Origin of the sequence: Rhizobium sp. AB2/73 (assembly GCF_020871915.1) — a bacterium.
In the GTDB taxonomy this organism is placed as follows: domain Bacteria; phylum Pseudomonadota; class Alphaproteobacteria; order Rhizobiales; family Rhizobiaceae; genus Rhizobium; species Rhizobium dioscoreae.
The window spans coordinates 3,495,150-3,515,213 of the sequence record NZ_CP067071.1 but is presented as its reverse complement, the minus strand read 5'-3'; the positions used below and the strand labels follow the sequence as shown (position 1 = coordinate 3,515,213).

At 60.5% G+C, this 20,064-nt stretch carries 20 protein-coding genes; 15 read left to right on the top strand and 5 right to left on the bottom strand.

Features of this window, described 5'->3' with window-relative positions; translation table 11 throughout:
• Positions 1–23: 23 nt before the first annotated feature.
• The gene (gene hslU / locus I8E17_RS17220; protein ID WP_069613954.1) at positions 24–1,334 is read right to left on the bottom strand and encodes an ATP-dependent protease ATPase subunit HslU; all 1,311 of its coding nucleotides are present in this window, start codon (positions 1,332–1,334) and stop codon (positions 24–26) included.
• 46 nt (positions 1,335–1,380) lie between these two features.
• Complete coding sequence (gene hslV / locus I8E17_RS17215; protein ID WP_069613953.1) at positions 1,381–1,908, bottom strand: ATP-dependent protease subunit HslV; 528 nt, start codon at positions 1,906–1,908, stop codon at positions 1,381–1,383.
• 213 nt (positions 1,909–2,121) lie between these two features.
• On the opposite strand from hslV, the gene hisB reads away from it, so the two are divergent.
• Genes hisB through coaA form a run of 7 tightly spaced genes read left to right on the top strand, consistent with a single transcriptional unit; the run spans position 2,122 to position 6,791 of the window.
• Positions 2,122–2,730, top strand: coding sequence for an imidazoleglycerol-phosphate dehydratase HisB (hisB, locus tag I8E17_RS17210; protein ID WP_015338215.1), 609 nt, complete (start codon positions 2,122–2,124; stop codon positions 2,728–2,730).
• A gap of 24 nt (positions 2,731–2,754) precedes the next feature.
• Positions 2,755–3,255 carry a DUF2628 domain-containing protein gene (locus tag I8E17_RS17205; RefSeq protein ID WP_113366443.1) on the top strand — a complete coding sequence of 167 codons (501 nt, stop codon included), beginning with the start codon at positions 2,755–2,757 and terminating at the stop codon, positions 3,253–3,255.
• Positions 3,256–3,257: 2 nt separating this feature from the next.
• Complete coding sequence (hisH, locus tag I8E17_RS17200; protein WP_113366444.1) at positions 3,258–3,908, top strand: imidazole glycerol phosphate synthase subunit HisH; 651 nt, start codon at positions 3,258–3,260, stop codon at positions 3,906–3,908.
• Between the two features lie 25 nt (positions 3,909–3,933).
• Entirely contained in the window at positions 3,934–4,677 is a 744-nt protein-coding gene (gene hisA / locus I8E17_RS17195) for a 1-(5-phosphoribosyl)-5-[(5-phosphoribosylamino)methylideneamino]imidazole-4-carboxamide isomerase (RefSeq protein WP_113366445.1), read from the top strand.
• On the top strand, positions 4,674–5,462 hold the full coding sequence (hisF, locus tag I8E17_RS17190; protein WP_069613949.1) for an imidazole glycerol phosphate synthase subunit HisF: 789 nt from the start codon (positions 4,674–4,676) through the stop codon (positions 5,460–5,462). Before hisA ends, hisF begins: the two co-directional genes overlap by 4 nt.
• 13 nt (positions 5,463–5,475) lie before the next feature.
• A complete protein-coding gene (locus I8E17_RS17185) occupies positions 5,476–5,790 on the top strand; it encodes a phosphoribosyl-ATP diphosphatase (RefSeq protein ID WP_069613948.1) in 315 nt (104 codons plus the stop codon).
• 5 nt (positions 5,791–5,795) lie between these two features.
• Positions 5,796–6,791, top strand: coding sequence for a type I pantothenate kinase (coaA, locus tag I8E17_RS17180; RefSeq protein ID WP_069613947.1), 996 nt, complete (start codon positions 5,796–5,798; stop codon positions 6,789–6,791).
• Between the two features lie 3 nt (positions 6,792–6,794).
• Here the strand turns inward: coaA and I8E17_RS17175 are convergent, their stop codons facing one another.
• The 3 genes from I8E17_RS17175 to I8E17_RS17165 form a co-directional block, all read right to left on the bottom strand.
• On the bottom strand, positions 6,795–7,403 hold the full coding sequence (locus tag I8E17_RS17175; protein ID WP_069613946.1) for an alpha-ketoglutarate-dependent dioxygenase AlkB: 609 nt from the start codon (positions 7,401–7,403) through the stop codon (positions 6,795–6,797).
• Positions 7,404–7,688: 285 nt separating this feature from the next.
• Positions 7,689–8,123 carry an alternative ribosome rescue aminoacyl-tRNA hydrolase ArfB gene (gene arfB / locus I8E17_RS17170; protein ID WP_069613945.1) on the bottom strand — a complete coding sequence of 145 codons (435 nt, stop codon included), beginning with the start codon at positions 8,121–8,123 and terminating at the stop codon, positions 7,689–7,691.
• A 117-nt stretch (positions 8,124–8,240) separates the two neighbouring features.
• Positions 8,241–9,851 carry a phosphoenolpyruvate carboxykinase gene (locus tag I8E17_RS17165; RefSeq protein ID WP_069613944.1) on the bottom strand — a complete coding sequence of 537 codons (1,611 nt, stop codon included), beginning with the start codon at positions 9,849–9,851 and terminating at the stop codon, positions 8,241–8,243.
• 351 nt (positions 9,852–10,202) lie between these two features.
• Here I8E17_RS17165 and I8E17_RS17160 point away from each other — a divergent pair, with 351 nt between their 5' ends.
• From I8E17_RS17160 to tsaE, 8 genes are all read left to right on the top strand, one after another.
• A complete protein-coding gene (locus I8E17_RS17160; RefSeq protein ID WP_210184531.1) occupies positions 10,203–10,934 on the top strand; it encodes a response regulator transcription factor in 732 nt (243 codons plus the stop codon).
• Between the two features lie 105 nt (positions 10,935–11,039).
• A complete protein-coding gene (locus I8E17_RS17155; RefSeq protein ID WP_176728031.1) occupies positions 11,040–12,833 on the top strand; it encodes a sensor histidine kinase in 1,794 nt (597 codons plus the stop codon).
• A gap of 8 nt (positions 12,834–12,841) precedes the next feature.
• Positions 12,842–13,306, top strand: coding sequence for an HPr kinase/phosphorylase (locus I8E17_RS17150; RefSeq protein ID WP_113366446.1), 465 nt, complete (start codon positions 12,842–12,844; stop codon positions 13,304–13,306).
• A 140-nt stretch (positions 13,307–13,446) separates the two neighbouring features.
• A complete protein-coding gene (locus I8E17_RS17145; protein ID WP_015338202.1) occupies positions 13,447–13,848 on the top strand; it encodes a PTS sugar transporter subunit IIA in 402 nt (133 codons plus the stop codon).
• Between the two features lie 19 nt (positions 13,849–13,867).
• Complete coding sequence (locus I8E17_RS17140; protein ID WP_069613940.1) at positions 13,868–14,143, top strand: HPr family phosphocarrier protein; 276 nt, start codon at positions 13,868–13,870, stop codon at positions 14,141–14,143.
• A 183-nt stretch (positions 14,144–14,326) separates the two neighbouring features.
• Positions 14,327–15,727, top strand: coding sequence for an adenosylhomocysteinase (ahcY, locus tag I8E17_RS17135; protein ID WP_112724760.1), 1,401 nt, complete (start codon positions 14,327–14,329; stop codon positions 15,725–15,727).
• A 204-nt stretch (positions 15,728–15,931) separates the two neighbouring features.
• Complete coding sequence (locus I8E17_RS17130; RefSeq protein ID WP_113366447.1) at positions 15,932–18,511, top strand: PAS domain-containing sensor histidine kinase; 2,580 nt, start codon at positions 15,932–15,934, stop codon at positions 18,509–18,511.
• Complete coding sequence (gene tsaE, locus I8E17_RS17125) at positions 18,508–20,019, top strand: tRNA (adenosine(37)-N6)-threonylcarbamoyltransferase complex ATPase subunit type 1 TsaE (protein WP_113366448.1); 1,512 nt, start codon at positions 18,508–18,510, stop codon at positions 20,017–20,019. The genes I8E17_RS17130 and tsaE overlap by 4 nt, the downstream gene beginning before the upstream one ends.
• Positions 20,020–20,064: the final 45 nt, after the last annotated feature.

Genomic DNA, 20,064 nt, shown 5'->3' with positions numbered 1-20,064 from the left:
TTAGATCGCCTTTGCCGACCAGCTTACAGAATGAAGCGGGACAGGTCGGTGTTACTGGCGAGGTCGCCGACATGTTCGCGGACATAAGCGGCATCGATGGTCACCGATACGCCGGCGCGGTCCGAGGCGTTGTAGGAGATCTCGTCGAGCACCCGCTCCATGACCGTCTGCAGGCGACGGGCGCCGATATTCTCGACGGTCGAATTCAGATGCACGGCGACATCGGCGAGCGCGTCGATGGCATCGTCGGTGAAATCGAGCTTCAGGTCTTCGGTTTCCATCAGCGCCTTGTACTGGCGGATGAGGCTTGCCTGCGGCTCGGTGAGGATACGGCGGAAATCCTCCTTGGTCAGCGGACGGAGCTCGACGCGGATCGGCAGACGGCCCTGCAATTCGGGCAGGAGGTCCGAAGGCTTCGAGACGTGGAACGCACCGGATGCGATGAAGAGGATGTGGTCTGTCTTGACCGGACCATACTTCGTCGAAACCGTCGTGCCTTCGACCAGCGGCAGCAGGTCGCGCTGTACGCCTTCACGGGAGACACCGGCACCCATGCCGCCATCGCGGGCGGCAATCTTGTCGATCTCGTCCAGGAAGACGATGCCGTCATTCTCGGCGGACTGCACGGCTTCGCGCTGGATCGCCTCATTGTCGATCAGCTTGTCGGATTCGTCGCGGATCAGCTCCTTGTAGGAATCCTTGACCGTCGTGCGCACCTTCTTCGTGCGGCCGCCCATGGCCTTGCCGAACATTTCGGAAAGGTTGAGCACGCCGATATTGGCGCCGGGCATGCCAGGAATCTCAAAGCCGCCGGGCATGCCGGAGCCGGTATCGGCCACTTCGATCTCGATTTCCTTGTCGTCGAGCTGTCCGTCACGCAACTTCTTGCGGAAGCTGTCGCGCGTTGCCGGCGAGGCAGTGGCACCAACAAGCGCATCGAGCACGCGCTCTTCGGCACTCATATGTGCCTTGGCCTGCACCTCGGCGCGCTTCTTTTCCCGCACCAGGCCGATGCCGACTTCGACGAGATCGCGGATGATCTGCTCGACATCGCGGCCAACATAGCCGACCTCGGTGAACTTCGTAGCCTCGACCTTGATGAAAGGGGCGCCGGCGAGCTTGGCAAGGCGGCGGGAGATTTCCGTCTTACCGACACCGGTCGGGCCGATCATCAGGATGTTCTTGGGCATGACTTCGTCGCGCAGTTCGGGCTCAAGCTGCTGCCGGCGCCAGCGGTTACGCAGTGCAATCGCCACGGCGCGCTTGGCCTCGTGCTGGCCGACAATGTAGCGATCGAGCTCGGAAACGATCTCGCGGGGGGAAAAAGTGGTCATTTCGTATGTTCCCTATCAGGGCTGGAAACTATCAAGAGAGGAACGTCTAGGCTTCGGCATCGAGCGTTTCGACGACGACATTGTGGTTCGTGTAGACGCAGATGTCGGCAGCAATATCGAGAGCGCGGCGGGCGACGTCTTCAGCTGACTTGTCGCTATCCATCAGCGCGCGTGCGGCGGCGAGCGCGAAATTGCCGCCGGAGCCGATCGCCATGGCACCATGTTCGGGCTCGAGCACATCGCCGTTGCCGGTGATGGCGAGCGTTACGTTCTTATCGGCAACCAACATCATCGCTTCGAGGTTGCGCAGATATTTGTCAGTGCGCCAATCCTTGGCCAGCTCGACGGCGGCGCGCATCAGCTGGCCGGGATATTGTTCGAGCTTCTTTTCAAGGCGTTCGAGGAGGGTGAAGGCATCGGCGGTCGCGCCGGCGAACCCGGCGATGACATCGCCCTTGCCGATGCGGCGAACCTTGCGCGCATTGCCCTTCATCACGGTCTGGCCAAGGCTAACCTGGCCATCACCAGCCATCACCACCTTGCCACCCTTGCGAATAGTCACGATTGTCGTCATTTAACACCTGTTTGCCCCCGTTTCGGCGGGCTTTCTGCCGGGCCGCGTATCGGCCCCGTCAGCACCTATGTAAGAGGGGTTTTTGCGATTGCAAATGGCAACCGCGCCCGAATGATGCCGCCAAGCCGGCTAAACGCGTAAGGCGCGCGCGTAACTTCTGGATATTTCCCGATACGCCTGATAAGGAACGGCCGTATTCCGATGGAGCAGCCCATGGCAGAGACCGCAGCGAGCCGCACGGCAAGCGTTTCCCGCAAGACCAACGAGACCTCGGTCTCCGTTTCCGTCAACATCGACGGCAGCGGTAAATCGACGATTTCGACGGGGGTCGGCTTCTTCGACCATATGCTGGAACAACTGTCTCGACATTCGCTGATCGACATGGAGATCGACACCAAGGGCGACCTGCATGTCGACGATCACCATGCCGTCGAGGATACCGGCATCGCGATCGGCCAGGCCATTGCCAAGGCGCTGGGCGACCGGCGCGGCATCACCCGCTATGCCTCGATCGACCTCGCCATGGACGAGACGATGACGAAGGCGGCCGTCGATCTTTCGGGCCGACCCTTTCTCGTCTGGAACGTTTCCTTCAGCGCCCCGAAGATCGGCACCTTCGATACCGAACTGGTGCGCGAATTCTTCCAGGCCTTAGCGCAGAATGCCGGCATCACCTTGCATATCCTCAACCATTATGGCGCCAACAATCACCATATAGCCGAGACATGCTTCAAGGCCGTTGCGCGCGCATTGCGCACCGCAACCGAGATCGATCCGCGGCAGGCAGGCCGGGTGCCTTCGACGAAAGGCACGCTCGCCTGAGCCCCGAACTGGGGAATTGAGGAAATGGCAAGCTATCTGATTTTGACTCCGCCCGGAGCGAAGAACCGGTCCGAAGCATCGGATCGGTCTCGCGATGACACGCGATTCATCCGCGACGGCTTTTCATGGACGGCGTTTCTGTTTCCGACGCTCTGGATGCTCTTTCATCGGCTATGGCTGTATGCGGTCGCCGCCTTTCTGCTGCAGGGCATCGCGCTGGAGCTGATGCGGCAGCCGGGCTTTTTCGCCGCAGGGGCAGCACTTCTGCTTGGCGTGCATGTCCTTGCGGCTCTTGAGGGCCGGCACGCGATCAGCAATCATCTCCTTGGCCGCGGCTGGACGGTTCAAAATCTCGTCTCGGCACACGATTTGGCGACAGCAGAGGAAATCCATTTTTCCGAACTAGTAGCGCAGGCGCCCAACTCGAATATCCATGTGAAAAATTGGGATATCCCGGCCACCAACACGAATACCAGCCGCCAAGGCCCGAGCTTCGGCCTTCCCGGCTATGACGGAGGACGCTAACCATGCGCGTCGCGATTATAGACTACGGTTCCGGCAATCTGCGCTCGGCCACCAAGGCTTTCGAGCGGGCGGCCCGCGAGGCGGGCATTGACGCCGAGATCGACCTGACCGATGACGCCGAGCGCGTCGCCACCGCGGATCGCATCGTGCTTCCCGGCGTCGGCGCCTATGCCGATTGCCGTCGCGGCCTCGATGCCGTACCCGGCATGACGGAAGCCGTGATCGACGTCGTGGAACACAAGGCTCGCCCCTTCCTCGGCATCTGCGTGGGCATGCAGCTGATGTCGTCGCGCGGGCTGGAAAAGACGATCACGCAAGGCTTTGGCTGGATCAAGGGTGACGTCAAGGAAATGACGCCGAGCGATGCAAACCTGAAAATCCCGCAGATCGGCTGGAACACGCTGGATATCCGCCATCCGCACGCGCTCTTCGACGGGATTGCGACCGGACCTGACGGCCTGCACGCCTATTTCGTCCATTCCTACCATCTGGCCGCCGACCACGATGAAGACGTGATCGCGACGACGAACTATGGCGGCCCGATGACGGCCTTTGTCGGCCGCGACAACATCGCCGGCGCGCAGTTTCATCCGGAAAAGAGCCAGAAACTCGGCCTTGCCCTGATCGCCAATTTCCTGCGCTGGAAGCCGTGACGCTTCGCGCATTAAGGACAAAGACATGATTCTCTTTCCCGCAATCGACCTCAAGGACGGGCAATGCGTGCGCCTCAAGCTCGGCGACATGGAGCAAGCGACCGTCTATAACCCCGATCCCGGCGCCCAGGCGAAAGCCTTTGAAGACCAGGGCTTCGAATGGCTGCATGTCGTCGATCTCAATGGTGCCTTCGCCGGCGAAACCGTGAACGGCGCTGCGGTCGACGCCATCCTCAAGGCGACGAAAAATCCGGTGCAGCTCGGCGGCGGCATCCGCACGCTCGATCATATCGAAAACTGGCTGGCGCGCGGGCTTGCTCGCGTCATCCTCGGCACGGTTGCCGTGCGTGACCCGGCGCTGGTCGTCGAAGCCTGCCGTCGCTATCCGGGTCACATCGCCGTCGGTATCGACGCCAAGGGCGGCAAGGTAGCGGTCGAGGGCTGGGCCGAAGCGTCCGAACTCGGCGTCATCGAACTCGCCAGGAAATTCGAGGGCGTCGGCGTTGCCGCGATCATCTATACCGATATCGATCGCGACGGCATTCTGACTGGCATCAACTGGGACTCGACTTTGGAACTGGCCAATGCCGTTTCTATCCCCGTCATCGCCTCCGGCGGCCTTGCCTCGCTGGACGATATCCGCCGCATGATCCAGCCGGATGCCCGCAAACTGGAAGGTGCGATTTCCGGCCGCGCGCTTTATGATGGCCGGATCGATCCGAAGGAAGCACTGGCGCTGATCAAACAGGCCAAGGAGGCAGCGCAATGACCCTGAAAGCCCGCGTCATCCCCTGCCTCGACGTCAAGGACGGCCGTGTCGTCAAGGGCGTCAACTTCGTCAATCTCGTCGATGCCGGTGATCCCGTCGAAGCCGCCAAGGCCTATGATGCTGCCGGCGCCGACGAACTCTGCTTCCTAGATATCACTGCTTCTTCCGACAATCGCGACACGATCTTCGACGTGGTGGCCCGCACGGCAGAACAATGCTTCATGCCGGTCACGGTCGGCGGCGGCGTGCGCACTATTGCCGATATCCGCAAGCTGCTGCTTTGCGGCGCCGACAAGGTTTCGATCAATTCGGCGGCAGTCACCAATCCCGATTTCGTGGCCGAGGCGGCCGACAAGTTCGGCAACCAGTGCATCGTCGTTTCGATCGATGCCAAGCGGCGACGCACCGAGGCGCTCGGAGGCGACAATCTGAGCGCTTGGGAGATCTATACCCATGGCGGCCGCAATGCGACGGGCATCGATGCCGTCGATTTTGCCCGCAGGATGGTGGAGCGCGGCGCCGGCGAGCTGCTTGTCACTTCCATGGATCGCGACGGCACCAAGGTCGGCTACGATCTGGAGCTGACGCGGGCGATCGCCGATGCGGTGCGCGTGCCCGTTATCGCGTCGGGCGGCGTCGGCGATCTCGACGACCTCGTCGCCGGCGTCAAGGAAGGCCATGCGACCGCCGTGCTCGCCGCTTCGATCTTCCACTTCGGCACCTATTCGGTGGGCGAGGCAAAGCGCTACATGGCCGAGCGCGGCATTCCGATGCGGCTGGATTAGGAGACAGCGAGCGATGAGCGGATTTACCCTTTCCGACCTCGAACGGATCGTCGAGGAACGCTCCAAGGCCTTGCCGGACGAATCCTGGACGGCAAAGCTTTTTGCCGCCGGCCAGCCGAAAGCGGCGAAGAAGCTCGGCGAAGAGGCGATCGAGGCGGTGATGGCGGCGGTCGTCAATGATCGCGACAACCTCACCTATGAGGCGGCCGATCTGCTGTATCATCTTTTAGTCGTATTGAAGATTGCCGGCATTCCGTTAGAGAATGTCATGGGTGAGCTCGAAAGGCGCACCAGTCAATCCGGCCTTCAAGAGAAGGCAAGCCGGTAAAACCAATGACGATAGCGACTAAGACCGAGCCAACACACGAGACGCTCGATATCTTCCAGGCGAAAGCCTATTCGCCCTACTATTTCTTCTCCTCGGAAGAATGGGCGAAATTCAGGGCCGACACACCGCTGACGCTGACCGCCGACGAAGTGACGCGGCTGCGCTCGATGGGCGATCCGATCGATCTCGACGAAGTCCGGCGCATCTATCTTTCACTGTCGCGGCTGCTGTCCTCGCATGTGGAATCCTCGCAGATCCTTTTCGAGCAGCGCAATCGCTTCCTCAGTCTTTCCGATATCGCCAAGACGCCCTTCGTCATCGGCATCGCCGGATCGGTCGCTGTCGGCAAATCCACCACGGCCCGTATCCTGAAGGAGCTGCTGGGCCGCTGGCCATCGAGCCCGAAGGTTGATCTCGTCACCACGGACGGCTTTCTCTATCCGAACGCCGAGTTGCAGCGCCGCAACCTGATGCAGCGCAAGGGTTTTCCGGAAAGCTACGATACGGCGGCACTGCTGCGTTTCCTCTCGGCCATCAAGGCAGGCCAACCGAATGTGCAGGCGCCCTCCTATTCGCACCTCGTCTATGACGTGCTGCCGAACGAATTCAAGACGGTCGACCGCCCGGATATCCTGATCTTCGAAGGCATCAACGTGCTGCAATCGCGGCATCTGCCTGCTGACGGCAAGATCGTGCCGATGGTCTCGGATTTCTTCGACTTCTCGATCTATATCGATGCCGACGAGGAGCTCATCCACAATTGGTATGTCGCCCGTTTCATGCGACTGCGTGAGACGGCCTTCCGCGATCCCAACTCCTTCTTCCATCGTTACGCCTCGATCAGCGAAGACGAGGCGCTGGCGATCGCCGAGGGGCTCTGGAAGAACATCAACCTCAAGAACCTGCGCCAGAACATCTTGCCGACGCGCCCGCGCGCCGACCTCATCCTGCAGAAGGGTAAGAATCATCTGATCGAGCAGGTCGCGCTGAGGAAGCTCTGAGGCTCAGGGCTGGACGCGCCTAAGGGTAAGATTTATTCGGCCGCCATTCTTCAATAGTGTCGACGTTGTCGGATAGATGCGGTCCACGCCATGGAAGCACAGCCTGCCTTCACCGCCGAGAACAACGATATCGCCGCTCGCCAGCTTGAAGGATAGCGTGCGATCATTGCGGTTGAGGCCACCGACGCGAAAGAGGCAGGTGTTCCCGAGTGAGATCGAGAGTACGGGCGCCTTGAGATCCTGTTCGTCGCGATCCTGATGCAGGCCCATGCGGGCATCGTCGTCATAGAAATTGACGAGACAGGCTTCCGGCGGCTTTTCATAGCCTGCTATATCATTCCAGAGATCAAGCAATTGCGAAGGCATGGCCGGCCAGGGGCGGCCGGTGACCGGATGCGTCGGCTGATAACGATAGCCGCGCTGCTTGTCCGTCACCCAGCCGAGCGAACCGCAATTGGTCATGCGCACCGACATTTCCTTGCCGGTGCCGGGCATGACCGGTGTGTAGAGCGGCGCCTCGGCCACGATGCCGCGGATCGCTTCGACCAAGGCTTCCTGGGCGGAGCGGTCGAGATATCCGGGCAGATGACGAATTCCGTTGGGGAGCAGCATCCATACTTCCTTTGCGCAACGCTGGTCAGGTCAGTGCGCCATTGCCGCGCCTTCATGCATGGCCCCTCACCCCAACCCTCTCCCCGCCGGCGGGGGAGGGAGTCTAATCTGCCTCAACTTAGCCGCCTCAAAGAGAGGCGTATTGTTTCACGCTGTCGTTCCTTCTCCCGCATGCCGGGAGAAGGCTAGGATGAGAGGTCAGGCACAGAGTTACGGCAACACCGGCCTCGCCTGACAAGCCTCATTTTACCAAGCCAAATCAAAACTGCAGCCCGAAAACAAAACCTAGTCGCCGCCGACCTTGCCGCGCATCTTCTTGACCTCGGAGCGCCCGGATTTCTCCTTCAACCGGCGCTCGATCGACCCCTTCGTCGGCTTGGTTTTCCGGCGCGGCGGCGGGGGCGGAGCGGCCGCTTCCAGGATCAGTTCCTTCAGCCGCTCGCGCGCATCCTCGCGATTGCGATCCTGGCTGCGGAAGCGGCTGGCCTCGATCATCAGAACGCCTTCCTTGGAGACGCGACGACCGGCAAGTCTAACCGCATTCGCCTTGACGCGATCCGTCAGCGATGGGGAATTCTGAACGTTGAAGAAAAGCTGAACTGCGGTTGCGACCTTGTTGACGTTCTGACCGCCAGGACCGCCAGCCAGAACGAATTGTTCCGTCAGCTCCCACCCGGCAATCGTGATCCGGTCGTTAATGTAAAGCGCTTCGCTGGCCATGATTTTCTCCGCGCCTGTCTATCCCACATTGATGCACGGTTGAAAACCACTACCGGATAAAACGAAACCCGGCGAACTGGTCGCCGGGTTTCACGTGAGTCATTCCGCTCTGGATGATTATTCTGCAGCGACCGGCATCCCCGGAGCCGCATCGCGGACGTTGCCGTCGACGTGATCCTCGAACTTCGCAAAGTTGGTGACGAACATCTGCACCAGCTTCTTGGCCTGCGCATCGTAGGCTTCGCCATCGGCCCAGGTGGAGCGCGGGTCGAGGATGGCAGTATCGACGCCGTCGACCGCGACCGGAACCGCAAAACCGAAATTCGCATCCGTGCGGAATTCGACATTATCGAGATCGCCCTTCAAAGCGGCCGCAAGCAGAGCGCGCGTCGCTTTGATCGGCATGCGGCTTCCCTTGCCATAGGCGCCGCCGGTCCAGCCGGTGTTGACCAGCCAGCAACGAGCGCCGTGGCGTGCGATCAGCTCTTTGAGCAGGTTGCCGTATTCAGCTGGATGGCGCGGCATGAAAGGAGCGCCGAAGCAGGTCGAGAAGGTGGCTTCCGGCTCGACGACGCCCTTTTCCGTGCCGGCGACCTTGGCGGTATAGCCGGACAGGAAATGGTACATCGCCTGATCCGGCGTCAGCTTGGCGATCGGCGGCATGACGCCGAAAGCGTCTGCCGTCAGCATGATGATCGTCTCGGGGTGGCCGGTGATGCCGGATTCCGAAGCGTTCGGGATGAAATGCAGCGGATAGGCGCTGCGGGTATTTTCCGTCAGCGAACCGTCATCGAGATCCGGCCTACCATGCTCGTCAAGCACGACATTTTCCAGGACCGTGCCGAAGCGGCGGGTCGTGGCGTAGATTTCCGGTTCGGCTTCGGCCGAAAGGCGGATAGTCTTGGCGTAGCAGCCGCCTTCGAAGTTGAAGATGCCGTTTTCACCCCAGCCATGCTCGTCGTCGCCGATAAGCGTACGGGTCGGATCGGCCGACAGCGTCGTCTTGCCCGTGCCCGACAGGCCGAAGAAGATCGCGGCATCGCCTTCGGGACCGACATTGGCCGAGCAATGCATCGGCATGACGCCGCGTTCCGGCAGCAGGTAATTCAGGACGGTGAAGACCGATTTCTTCATTTCGCCGGCATAGGAGGTGCCGCCGATAAGGACGATGCCATTGACGAGATCGCAGGCGATCACCGTTTCCGTGCGGCAGCCATGGCGTTCCGGATCGGCGCGGAAGCTCGGCAGGTCGATGATCGTCAGCTGCGGCACGAAGCTTTCCAGCGCCGCGCGATCCGGGCGGATCAGCAGGTTGCGGATGAACAGCGAGTGCCAGGCGAATTCGGTAATGACGCGCGTTGGCAAAGCATAGTCGACGTCGGCGCCTCCGATCAGATCCTGCACGAAGAGATCCTTGCCGCGGGCATGGGCCAGCATGTCCTCATGCAGGAGCTCAAAATGCTCCGGCGACATCGGCTTGTTGTTATCCCACCAGATCTGGTCTTCCGTGGCGGCATTGCGCACCACGAACTTGTCCTTCGGAGAACGGCCGGTGTGCTGGCCGGTCAACGCCCTGAGCGCGCCATCGGCGGTCAGATCGGCTTCGCGGCGGCGAATCGCCTCTTCGTAAAGGTGAGCTTCCATCAGGTTGTAGCGCACACTGGCGGCGGCTCCCAGGCCGATCGATCCCAGTTCAGTCGCGGGATTGCGGACGCCGAATTGCTCCATCACTTTTTCCTCTACAAAGGGGCTTGGCCGTTAGAACTAACTAAAGCGTAGAGGGCTCTTTTTAAAAGCACAAGAGCCGGAAGCGAGAAATATTTAATGATATCAGTTATTTAATCGATTTAAATAAATTTCCTCAATTTTAAATCGTTTGAATAGAGGGTGGCGGGACGTCAGGTCACACAACCTCCGCGCAAGGGTTTTTCCTCACAACAATCCTCCCCTTTATCTTTGCCACAATTTGTTCCACCTTTATCCCCATAAGCGCGCCAGGTTACCGCCGACCGAGCTGGCAGACCGCCTGGGCTGGATTCCAAATCCGGGAGACGCGCACTGATGACGGAGACGAACACCATGTTGACAATCGCGCTCGTTGACGACGACCGCAATATCCTGACTTCCGTATCGATTGCCTTGGAAGCCGAGGGATATAAGGTAGAAACCTACACGGACGGAGCTTCGGCGCTGGACGGCCTGCTTGCCCGGCCGCCGCAACTGGCGATCTTCGATATCAAAATGCCCCGCATGGACGGCATGGAACTCCTGCGCCGCCTGCGGCAGAAGTCCGACCTGCCTGTGATCTTCCTCACCTCGAAGGACGAAGAGATCGATGAACTCTTCGGCCTGAAGATGGGCGCCGACGACTTCATCACCAAGCCGTTCTCGCAGCGCCTGCTCGTCGAACGCGTCAAGGCTGTTCTCCGCCGTGCCTCCGCCCGTGACGCCGCAAACGCTGCCGGCGGCGCCGCCGCTGCCAAGCCGGGTGCTGCGCAGCAGGCCCGTTCGCTGGAACGGGGGCAGCTTGTCATGGACCAGGAACGCCATACCTGCACCTGGAAGGGCGAGCCGGTGACGCTCACCGTCACGGAGTTCCTCATCCTACATTCGCTTGCCCAGCGCCCCGGCGTGGTCAAGAGCCGCGACGCCCTGATGGACGCGGCCTATGACGAGCAGGTCTATGTCGACGACCGCACGATCGACAGCCACATCAAGCGGCTGCGCAAGAAATTCAAGATGGTCGACCTCGAATTTGATATGATCGAGACGCTGTATGGCGTGGGCTATCGCTTCCGCGAAGCAGCATAATAGTTAGCTAGACCATACGGATAGTTAACTGGACCATACGGCGGGCAATGGATTAAGAGCATGCGGACGGGGTCGCCGACCTCGTTCTTCGAAAGGGCCGTAGGCTTGGCACAGCTGGTGCAGGACAGGGATATAGACGACTCGGAAAGCCCGAGCGGCGCTCGAATCGCGCGCCGGCGCTGGACTCATCCCTTCGTCCTGATCCGCCGCATCTTCGGCAATGCCGTCTTTTCGAGCCTGACGCGGCGCATCCTGTTCTTCAATCTGGCCGCCCTCGTCGTTCTGGTCGGCGGCATTCTCTATCTCAATCAGTTCCGCGAGGGCCTGATCGATGCCCGTGTCGAAAGCCTCTTGACGCAGGGCGAGATCATCGCCGGTGCCGTCTCGGCTTCGGCATCGGTCGACACCAACTCCATCACCATCGATCCGCAGAAGCTGCTGGAGCTGCAGGCCGGCCAGAGCATCACGCCCGTTCCGAACGACGAGGATCTGGAATTCCCGATCGATCCGGAAAAGGTGGCGCCGGTGCTGACGCGGCTGATCTCGCCGACGCGCACGCGCGCACGCATCTTCGATGCCGACGCGAACCTGCTGCTCGACAGCCGCCATCTCTATTCCCGCGGCCAGGTGCTGCGCTACGATCTGCCGCCCGTCGACGACGAGAAGCAGAGCTGGTCCGACTGGTTCAGCGGCTTGCTCAACAAGATGCTGCAGCCGGGTAACCTGCCTGTCTATAAGGAAGCGCCTGGCGGCGACGGCTCCATCTATCCCGAGGTCATGAATGCGCTGACCGGCGTGCGCGGCGCCGTGGTCCGCACCACGGAGAAGGGCGAACTGATCGTCTCGGTCGCCGTGCCGATCCAGCGCTTCCGCGCCGTGCTCGGCGTGCTGCTGCTGTCGACCCAGGCCGGCGATATCGACAAGATCGTTCATGCCGAGCGCCTCGCGATCATGCGCGTCTTCGGCGTCGCGACACTGGTCAACGTGGTACTGTCGTTGCTTTTGTCCTCCACCATCGCCAATCCGCTGCGCCGGCTTTCGGCTGCGGCCATCCGTGTGCGCCGCGGCGGGGCGAAGGAGCGCGAGGAGATTCCGGATTTCTCAGCCCGCCAGGACGAAATCGGCAACCTGTCGATTGCGCTGCGCGACATGACGTCGGCGCTCTACGACCGCATCGATGCGATCGAAAGCTTTGCGGCCGATGTCAGCCATGAGCTGAAGAATCCGCTGACATCTCTGCGCAGCGCCGTCGAAACGCTGCCGCTCGCCAAGAGCGACGATTCCAAGAAGCGGCTGATGGATGTGATCCAACATGACGTTCGCCGCCTCGACCGCCTGATCAGCGATATCTCCGATGCATCGCGCCTCGATGCCGAGCTTGCACGTTCGGATGCCAAGTCGCTCGATCTGGAAGTATTGCTGCGCGACATGATCGATATTTCCAGACAGGTCGGCCACAGCAAAAAGGCCGTCGAAATCGACTATATCGTCGACCGCAAACCGGGCAACAAGGCGAAATTCTCCGTCGATGGCCACGATCTGCGGATTGGCCAGATCGTGACCAACCTCATCGAAAACGCACGATCCTTCGTCCCCGCGGAAACCGGCAAGATCACCGTGCGGCTGACGCGGACGCGGACGCGCTGCGTCATCTATATCGAAGATAACGGTCCGGGCATTCAGGCCGAAAATATCGACCGCATCTTCGAACGTTTCTATACCGACCGGCCCGAATCTGAAGGTTTCGGACAGAATTCCGGCCTCGGCCTATCGATCAGCCGGCAGATCGCCGAAGCGCATGGCGGCTCGCTGCGCGCCGAGAATATCGTCGACAGCGACGGCTCGACGCTGCTTGGCGCCCGCTTCATCCTGTCGCTGCCGGCCCAGACGACGGCGTGAGCGGCCGCATGACGGGTGAAGCGGTCAATGTCCACGCAACGGCGATCGTCATCGGCAGGACGGGGCTGCTGTTCCTTGGCCCTTCGGGCAGCGGCAAATCCGCCCTCGCCTTCTCCTGCCTTGCGGCTGCCAAGCCGCTGGGATTGACGGCAAGCCTGGTCGCGGACGACCGCGTGCTGATTGCCGAACAGAACGGCTCCATTATTGCGAAATGCCCGCCCTCGATCGCAGGGCTTATGGAAATCCGCTACACCGGTATCGTTCGCATGCCTTATATTTCCGAGGCCGAAATGCATTTTGCCGTTCGCCCTGTCGACCCCGAAACGGCGGAAAGACTACCACCCAAGGATGAGCAGATCGATATTACCGCATCTGCTCGGTTGCCGTTGATCCGATTGGCTGCAACCTATGCGAATCCGCTTGCCATAATAATGGCGAAAATCGGCGCGAGTTTTGGTGAATCGGCCATTTAGGCCCGCATAGGCGCGTAAATCCTGTATTTTAAGCTTGCACTTCGTCTTTTCATCGCCAAGATGTCCCCCCACTGGTGGACGACATTGCTGCATTGCGATATGGGCCACCTGTTTGCGTATGCGATGGGAGCAGTAATATCATGATTGGACTTGTGCTTGTCACTCATGGCAAGCTGGCTGAAGAGTTTCGGCATGCTGTCGAGCATGTCGTTGGTCCGCAGAAGTTCATAGAAACGGTATGCATTGGTCCCGAAGACGACATGGACAAGCGGCGGCAGGATATTCTGCAGGCCGTTGCCGGTGCCGACGACGGGCACGGCGTCATCATCCTCACCGATATGTTCGGCGGCACTCCTTCCAATCTCGCAATCTCCGTCATGAATAGCGGCCACACCGAGGTCATCGCCGGCGTCAATCTGCCGATGCTGATCAAGCTCGCGGGCGTGCGCGGCGACAACAACATGGAAAGGGCCCTGGTGGAAGCTTCAGAGGCGGGGCGCAAATATATCAACGTGGCCAGCCGTGTGCTCAGTGGCAAATAACGAGGCAAACACCGCCCCCATGACCGAGCTTTCCCGGGAACTCCTGATCATCAACAAGCGGGGTCTGCATGCCCGTGCGTCGGCGAAATTCGTGCAGACCGTCGAAGCTTACGACGCCGCCATCACCGTTTCAAAGGACGGCACCACCGTCGGCGGCACCTCGATCATGGGCCTCATGATGCTGGCCGCAAGCCCCGGCTGCAGTGTGCTTGTCACGGCAAGCGGCAATCAGGCCGCCGAAGCGCTTGAGGCGCTCGACCAGCTCGTCGCCAACAAGTTCGGCGAGGAAATCTAGGCTTTTCCGCCTCCTCCCCTGCGGATATAAAGACATAAAGACTTCTTTATATCATTATTGATTTCCACCCTGAAGCCTGCTACACGGCATCATTCCTACACGCTATAGCGTGCAATTCTTGTTGCATTCGGCTGAGGCGTCTGCCCGCGGCACGATTGCATCGTTCAGGCTGGAGACTCATTGATGAGCGCTGAAAAGGACTACATCGTCGCCGATATCGGCCTTGCCGACTATGGTCGCAAGGAAATCGCAATCGCCGAAACCGAGATGCCAGGCCTGATGGCTTGCCGCGCCGAATTCGGCGAAGCACAGCCGCTGAAGGGCGCACGCATCACCGGCTCGCTGCATATGACGATTCAAACGGCCGTTCTCATCGAGACGCTGGTAGCCCTCGGCGCTCAGGTGCGCTGGGCATCGTGCAACATCTTCTCGACGCAGGACCATGCCGCCGCGGCCATCGCCGCTTCCGGCGTTCCGGTGTTCGCCGTCAAGGGTGAAAGCCTTGAGGACTACTGGACCTATACGGACAAGATCTTCCAGTGGGCCGATGGCGGCCTCTCCAACATGATCCTCGACGACGGTGGCGACGCCACGATGTACATCCTGCTCGGTGCCCGCGCCGAAGCCGGCGAGGACGTGCTCTCCCATCCGCATTCGGAAGAAGAGGAAATCCTCTTCGCGCAGATCAAGAAGCGCCTGCAGGCAACGCCGGGCTGGTTCACCAAGCAGCGCGACGCTATCAAGGGCGTAACCGAAGAAACCACGACGGGCGTCAACCGTCTGTACCAGCTCAGCCAGAAGGGCCTGCTGCCCTTCCCGGCCATCAACGTCAACGACTCGGTCACCAAGTCGAAGTTCGACAACAAGTATGGCTGCAAGGAATCGCTGGTCGACGGTATCCGCCGCGCCACCGACGTCATGATGGCCGGCAAGGTCGCCGTCGTCTGCGGTTATGGCGATGTCGGCAAGGGTTCCGCCGCTTCGCTCTCCGGCGCCGGCGCCCGCGTCAAGGTCACGGAAGTCGATCCGATCTGCGCCCTGCAGGCTGCCATGGACGGCTATGAAGTCGTTCAGCTCGAGGACGTCGTTTCCTCGGCCGACATCTTCATCACCACGACCGGCAACAAGGATGTCATCCGCATCGACCATATGCGCGCGATGAAGGACATGGCGATCGTCGGTAACATCGGCCACTTCGACAACGAGATTCAGGTTGCCGCGCTGCGTAACCTCAAGTGGACGAACATCAAGCCGCAGGTCGACATGGTCGAGTTCGCCAAGGGCAACCGCATCATACTGCTGTCGGAAGGCCGCCTCCTGAACCTCGGCAACGCCACCGGTCATCCGTCCTTCGTGATGTCGGCTTCCTTCACCAACCAGACGCTGGCGCAGATCGAGCTCTTCACCAAGCCCGGCCACTACAAGAACGAAGTCTACGTGCTGCCGAAGCACCTCGACGAGAAGGTTGCCCGCCTGCATCTTGCCAAGCTCGGCGTGAAGCTGACGGAGCTTTCGGAAGAGCAGGCTTCGTATATCGGCGTGACGCCGAAAGGCCCCTTCAAGTCTGACCACTACAGATACTGATTATTAAAACAGCATCCACAACATCTTGTGGCCCTGGCATTGACAAATGCCGGGGCTTATTTTTTAGCCAGCTCCCTTCCCCCGGATTCTCCTAGGCAGTATTGTTTTTCCACTTGATTCGTGACGAACCGGGCGTGCCCGGAGCCATGAAAATGGGATGTCTTGTCAGGATGCGGCACATTATAGGACGGAGACAGACCTCTTATGTTTGAAGGGGAAGACAACCTGCATCAACCAGCGCTACATCGAGTGGCGACGCGGTTGCAGCGGGGTAGTGCATATCGGCTTTCAACAAAAACGAAGCAGCGCAAAAGCCGGTTGGCTTTACTGACGCGCCTGCTGCGGGTCAGCGTTTTCGGCGGTCTCGTCACCGGCCTGGCATGCCCGGTTCTCGCGCAGGGCAATGAAGCCGCACAGACGAGCATGCGCCTCTTCACTTCCTCGGAAATGGCCGTCTTCTCCGTCATCATCGGCGTGATCTCCGCCGCGCTCCTCTCGACCATGTGGATGGTGCGCCAACGCGGCAATATGGAAAACGAAAGCCGCGAGATCCGCACCGCCCTTTCGGACGCCAACCAGCGTATTTCGCAATATCAGGCGCTGATTGCCGACAAGAACCGCCGCATCGTTATCTGGGATGGCCAGAATGCCCGGCCGGAGCTGCTCGGGCAGTTGCCGGTCGAGACCGGCGCGCCGCAGGACAACGAATTCCTCGCCTTCGGCCGCTGGCTGAAATCATGGTCGGCCGGCGAGCTCGACAAGGCGATCGACAAGCTGCGCGGCAGCGGCCAGAGCTTCGACATGGTGGTCGAAACCAACCGCGACGAAATTCTGGAGGCACAGGGCCGCATTTCCGGCGGGCGCGCCTTCGTCCGTTTCATCGCACTCAACAACCTGCGCGCCGAACTCGCCGAACTGAAGATCGAGCGTGACCGGTTGATGACCTCGATCTCCGCCTTCCAGAATCTGCTCGACGCCATCGACCTGCCGGTCTGGCAGCGCGATGCGGAAGGCAAGCTTACCTGGGTCAATCAGGCCTATGGCGAGGCCGTGGAAGCGGTTTCGACCGATGAAGCCGTGCGTGAGGGACGGGAATTCCTGACGACCGTGACCCGCGAGCGCATTCGCGCCGCGGCCACGCCGGAGTCGCCCTTCCACGACAAGATTTCGACCGTGGTCCATGGCAATCGCACCTTCTTCGACGTCGTCGATGTCAAATCGCCAAACGGCTCCGCGGGCATGGCGATCGATATTTCCGAAGCGGAAGCGGTTCGGGCCGAGCTCGCCCGTACGCTGAAGAGCCACGCCGAAACCCTCGACCATCTGGCGACACCGGTTGCGATCTTCGATGGCGACAGACGGCTGCAATTCTACAATCAGGCCTTCGTCCAGCTCTGGGAACTCGATATCGCTTTCCTCGAGAAACGGCCCGACAATAGCGAGCTCCTGGACCGGCTGCGCGGCGCCAAGAAGCTGCCGGAGCAGCTGAACTGGAAAAGCTGGAAGGACGGCGTCCTTTCGGTCTATCAGGCACTCGACACGCAGACCGATCTCTGGCATCTCCCCAACGGCCAGATTCTCAAGGTTTTCGCGACCGCACATCCCCAGGGCGGCGCCACCTGGGTATTCGAGAACCTGACCGAACAGGTCGATCTCGAGACGCGCTACAACACGCTGGTCAAGGTTCAGGGCGAAACCATCGACCATCTGTCCGAAGGCGTCGCCGTTTTCGGTCCCGATGGCCGCATCCGCCTATCGAACCCAGCCTTCCGCATTCTCTGGAACATAACCGAGGCACAGGCCAAGCCCGGCACGCATATCCAGGCTCTGGCGGAAGCATGTGCGCCTTCCTACGACCGACCGGACGGCTGGAAGCGGTTTGCCGAGCTGATCACCAGCTTCGACGACGAGCGGCCGTCATCGCAGGGCACACTCGAGCTTTACTCCAATCTCGTGCTCGACTACGCCGTCATTCCGCTGCCGAATGCGCAGACCATGCTGACCTTCGTCAACAAGACCGACAGCGTGCGCGCCGAGCGCGCCCTGACCGAGAAGAACGAAGCCCTGCTGAAGGCCGACGAACTGAAGAACGATTTCGTCCAGCACGTCTCCTACGAGCTGCGGTCGCCGCTGACCAATATCATCGGTTTTACCGACCTCCTGAAGACGCCGGGCATCGGCTCGCTGAATGAGCGGCAGGCCGAATATATCGACCATATCTCCACCTCGTCTTCCGTGCTGCTGACGCTGGTCAACGACATTCTTGATCTCGCGACGCTCGATGCCGGCATCATGCGGCTGAACTATTCCGAAATCATGCTCAACGACCTGCTTGACGAAGTATCGATGCAGATCGCCGACCGGCTGCAGGAAAGCGGCGTGATGCTTGAAATCACAGTGCCGGCGCATCTCGGCTCCATCGTCGCCGACCAGCAGCGGTTGAAGCAGATCCTGCTGAAACTTCTGACCAATGCCGCCAATTTCGCGCCGGAGGGATCGACGATCTCGTTGAGATGCGGACGCGAAGGCACGGATTTCGTCTTCTCCGTCTCGGACAAGGGTCCCGGCATCCCCGAGGATTTGATCAACACGGTTTTCAACCGCTTCGCCTCCGGCGGCAAGGCTGGCAAGCGCAGCGGCGCCGGCCTCGGCCTTTCCATCGTCGAAAGCTTCGTCAGCCTGCATGAAGGCGAGGTTTCGATCGAAAGCCAGCCGGGCAAGGGGACGACGGTCACCTGCCGGATTCCATCGGCCGAACTACCCCACTCCGTCGCAGCAGAATGACAGCATCAGAGAGCAGCATTTCCCTTTTCCTCGCAGATGACGCCGCCACGGCTCAACTCGGCGAGGATCTGGCGCTGGCTCTGAAGGTCGGCGACTGTCTAGCGCTATCAGGCGATCTCGGTGCGGGCAAATCCTCGCTCGCCCGCGCTCTGCTGCGCGCCATGGCCGACGATACCACATTGGACGTGCCGAGCCCGACCTTTACCCTCGTGCAATCCTACGAGCTGCGCATTCCGGTCTCGCATTTCGATCTCTATCGCCTCGGCGATCCCAGCGAATTGACGGAACTCGGCTTCGACGAAGCCCTGCAGAGCGGTATCTGCCTTGTCGAGTGGCCCGAAATGGCCGAGGGCGAGCTGCAGAAGGAACGCATCGATCTCAAGCTGACGCACGAAGGCGAAGGACGGCGCGCCATCATCACGGCACCGGCCAAGCAGATCGCACGCATCGAGCGCGTACTGGCTATACGCGCCTTTCTCGATTCGCATGGCTATCGCGGTTCCGCCAGGCGTTTCCTCACTGGCGATGCCTCGCTGCGAGCTTACGAATCCATCCATCCAGCAAATGGCGACGGTCGTGTGATCCTGATGGACTGGCCGGGCTTGCCGGAAGGGCCGCCTGTGCTCGATGGCAAGCCCTATCCGAAGGTCGCGCATCTTGCCTGGGATACCTATCCCTTCGTGGCAATCGCCAACATCCTCAGAGAAAATGGCTTTGCCGCGCCGGAAATCTTTGCCGCCGATTATGATCAGGGCATTCTTCTGATCGAAGATCTCGGCACCGACGGCGTCCTGGATGCGGAGGGAAAACCGATTGCCGAGCGCTATCGCGAAAGCATCGCCTGCCTCGCGCATCTGCACAGCCTTTCGATCCCCCGCGATATCCCGGTTACGCCGGATCACATTCATCACATTCCGGATTTCGACCGGACCGCCATGAAGATGGAAGCGCGGCTGCTGCTCGACTGGCATCTGCCCTGGAAGCGGGGCACGCCGGCAAGCGATGAGGAACGGGACGACTACCTCGCGATCTGGGACAAGCTGATCGATCAGCTTGAAGATGCGGAAAAGAACCTGCTGCTGCGTGACATGCATTCACCAAACATCATCTGGCGGGCGCATGAACAGGGCATAAAGCGTATCGGCCTCATCGACTTCCAGGATGCGATGATCGGGCCGACCTCCTACGACGTCGCCTCGCTGGTGCAGGATGCGCGCGTGACGATCGAACGCGACCTGCATGACCAGCTTCTGGCCGACTATCTCGCACTTCGTCATGCCAAAGGCGGCTTCGATGAGGCTAAGTTCCTGAAAAGCTGGGCGATCATGTCGGCGCAGCGCAATTGCAAGCTCGCCGGCCTCTGGGTGCGGCTCTTGCAGCGCGACGGCAAGCCCGGATATCTGAAACATATGCCGCGCACGCTCGCCTATCTCGCCATCGCCCTTGAGCACGAAGCGCTCGCACCTCTGGGAGAATGGTGCGAAAGGGCCGGAATCGGTCGAGCATAACGACCAGAGACCGGCGACGGCTTTCCGGCCTTGTGCTATGAAAGA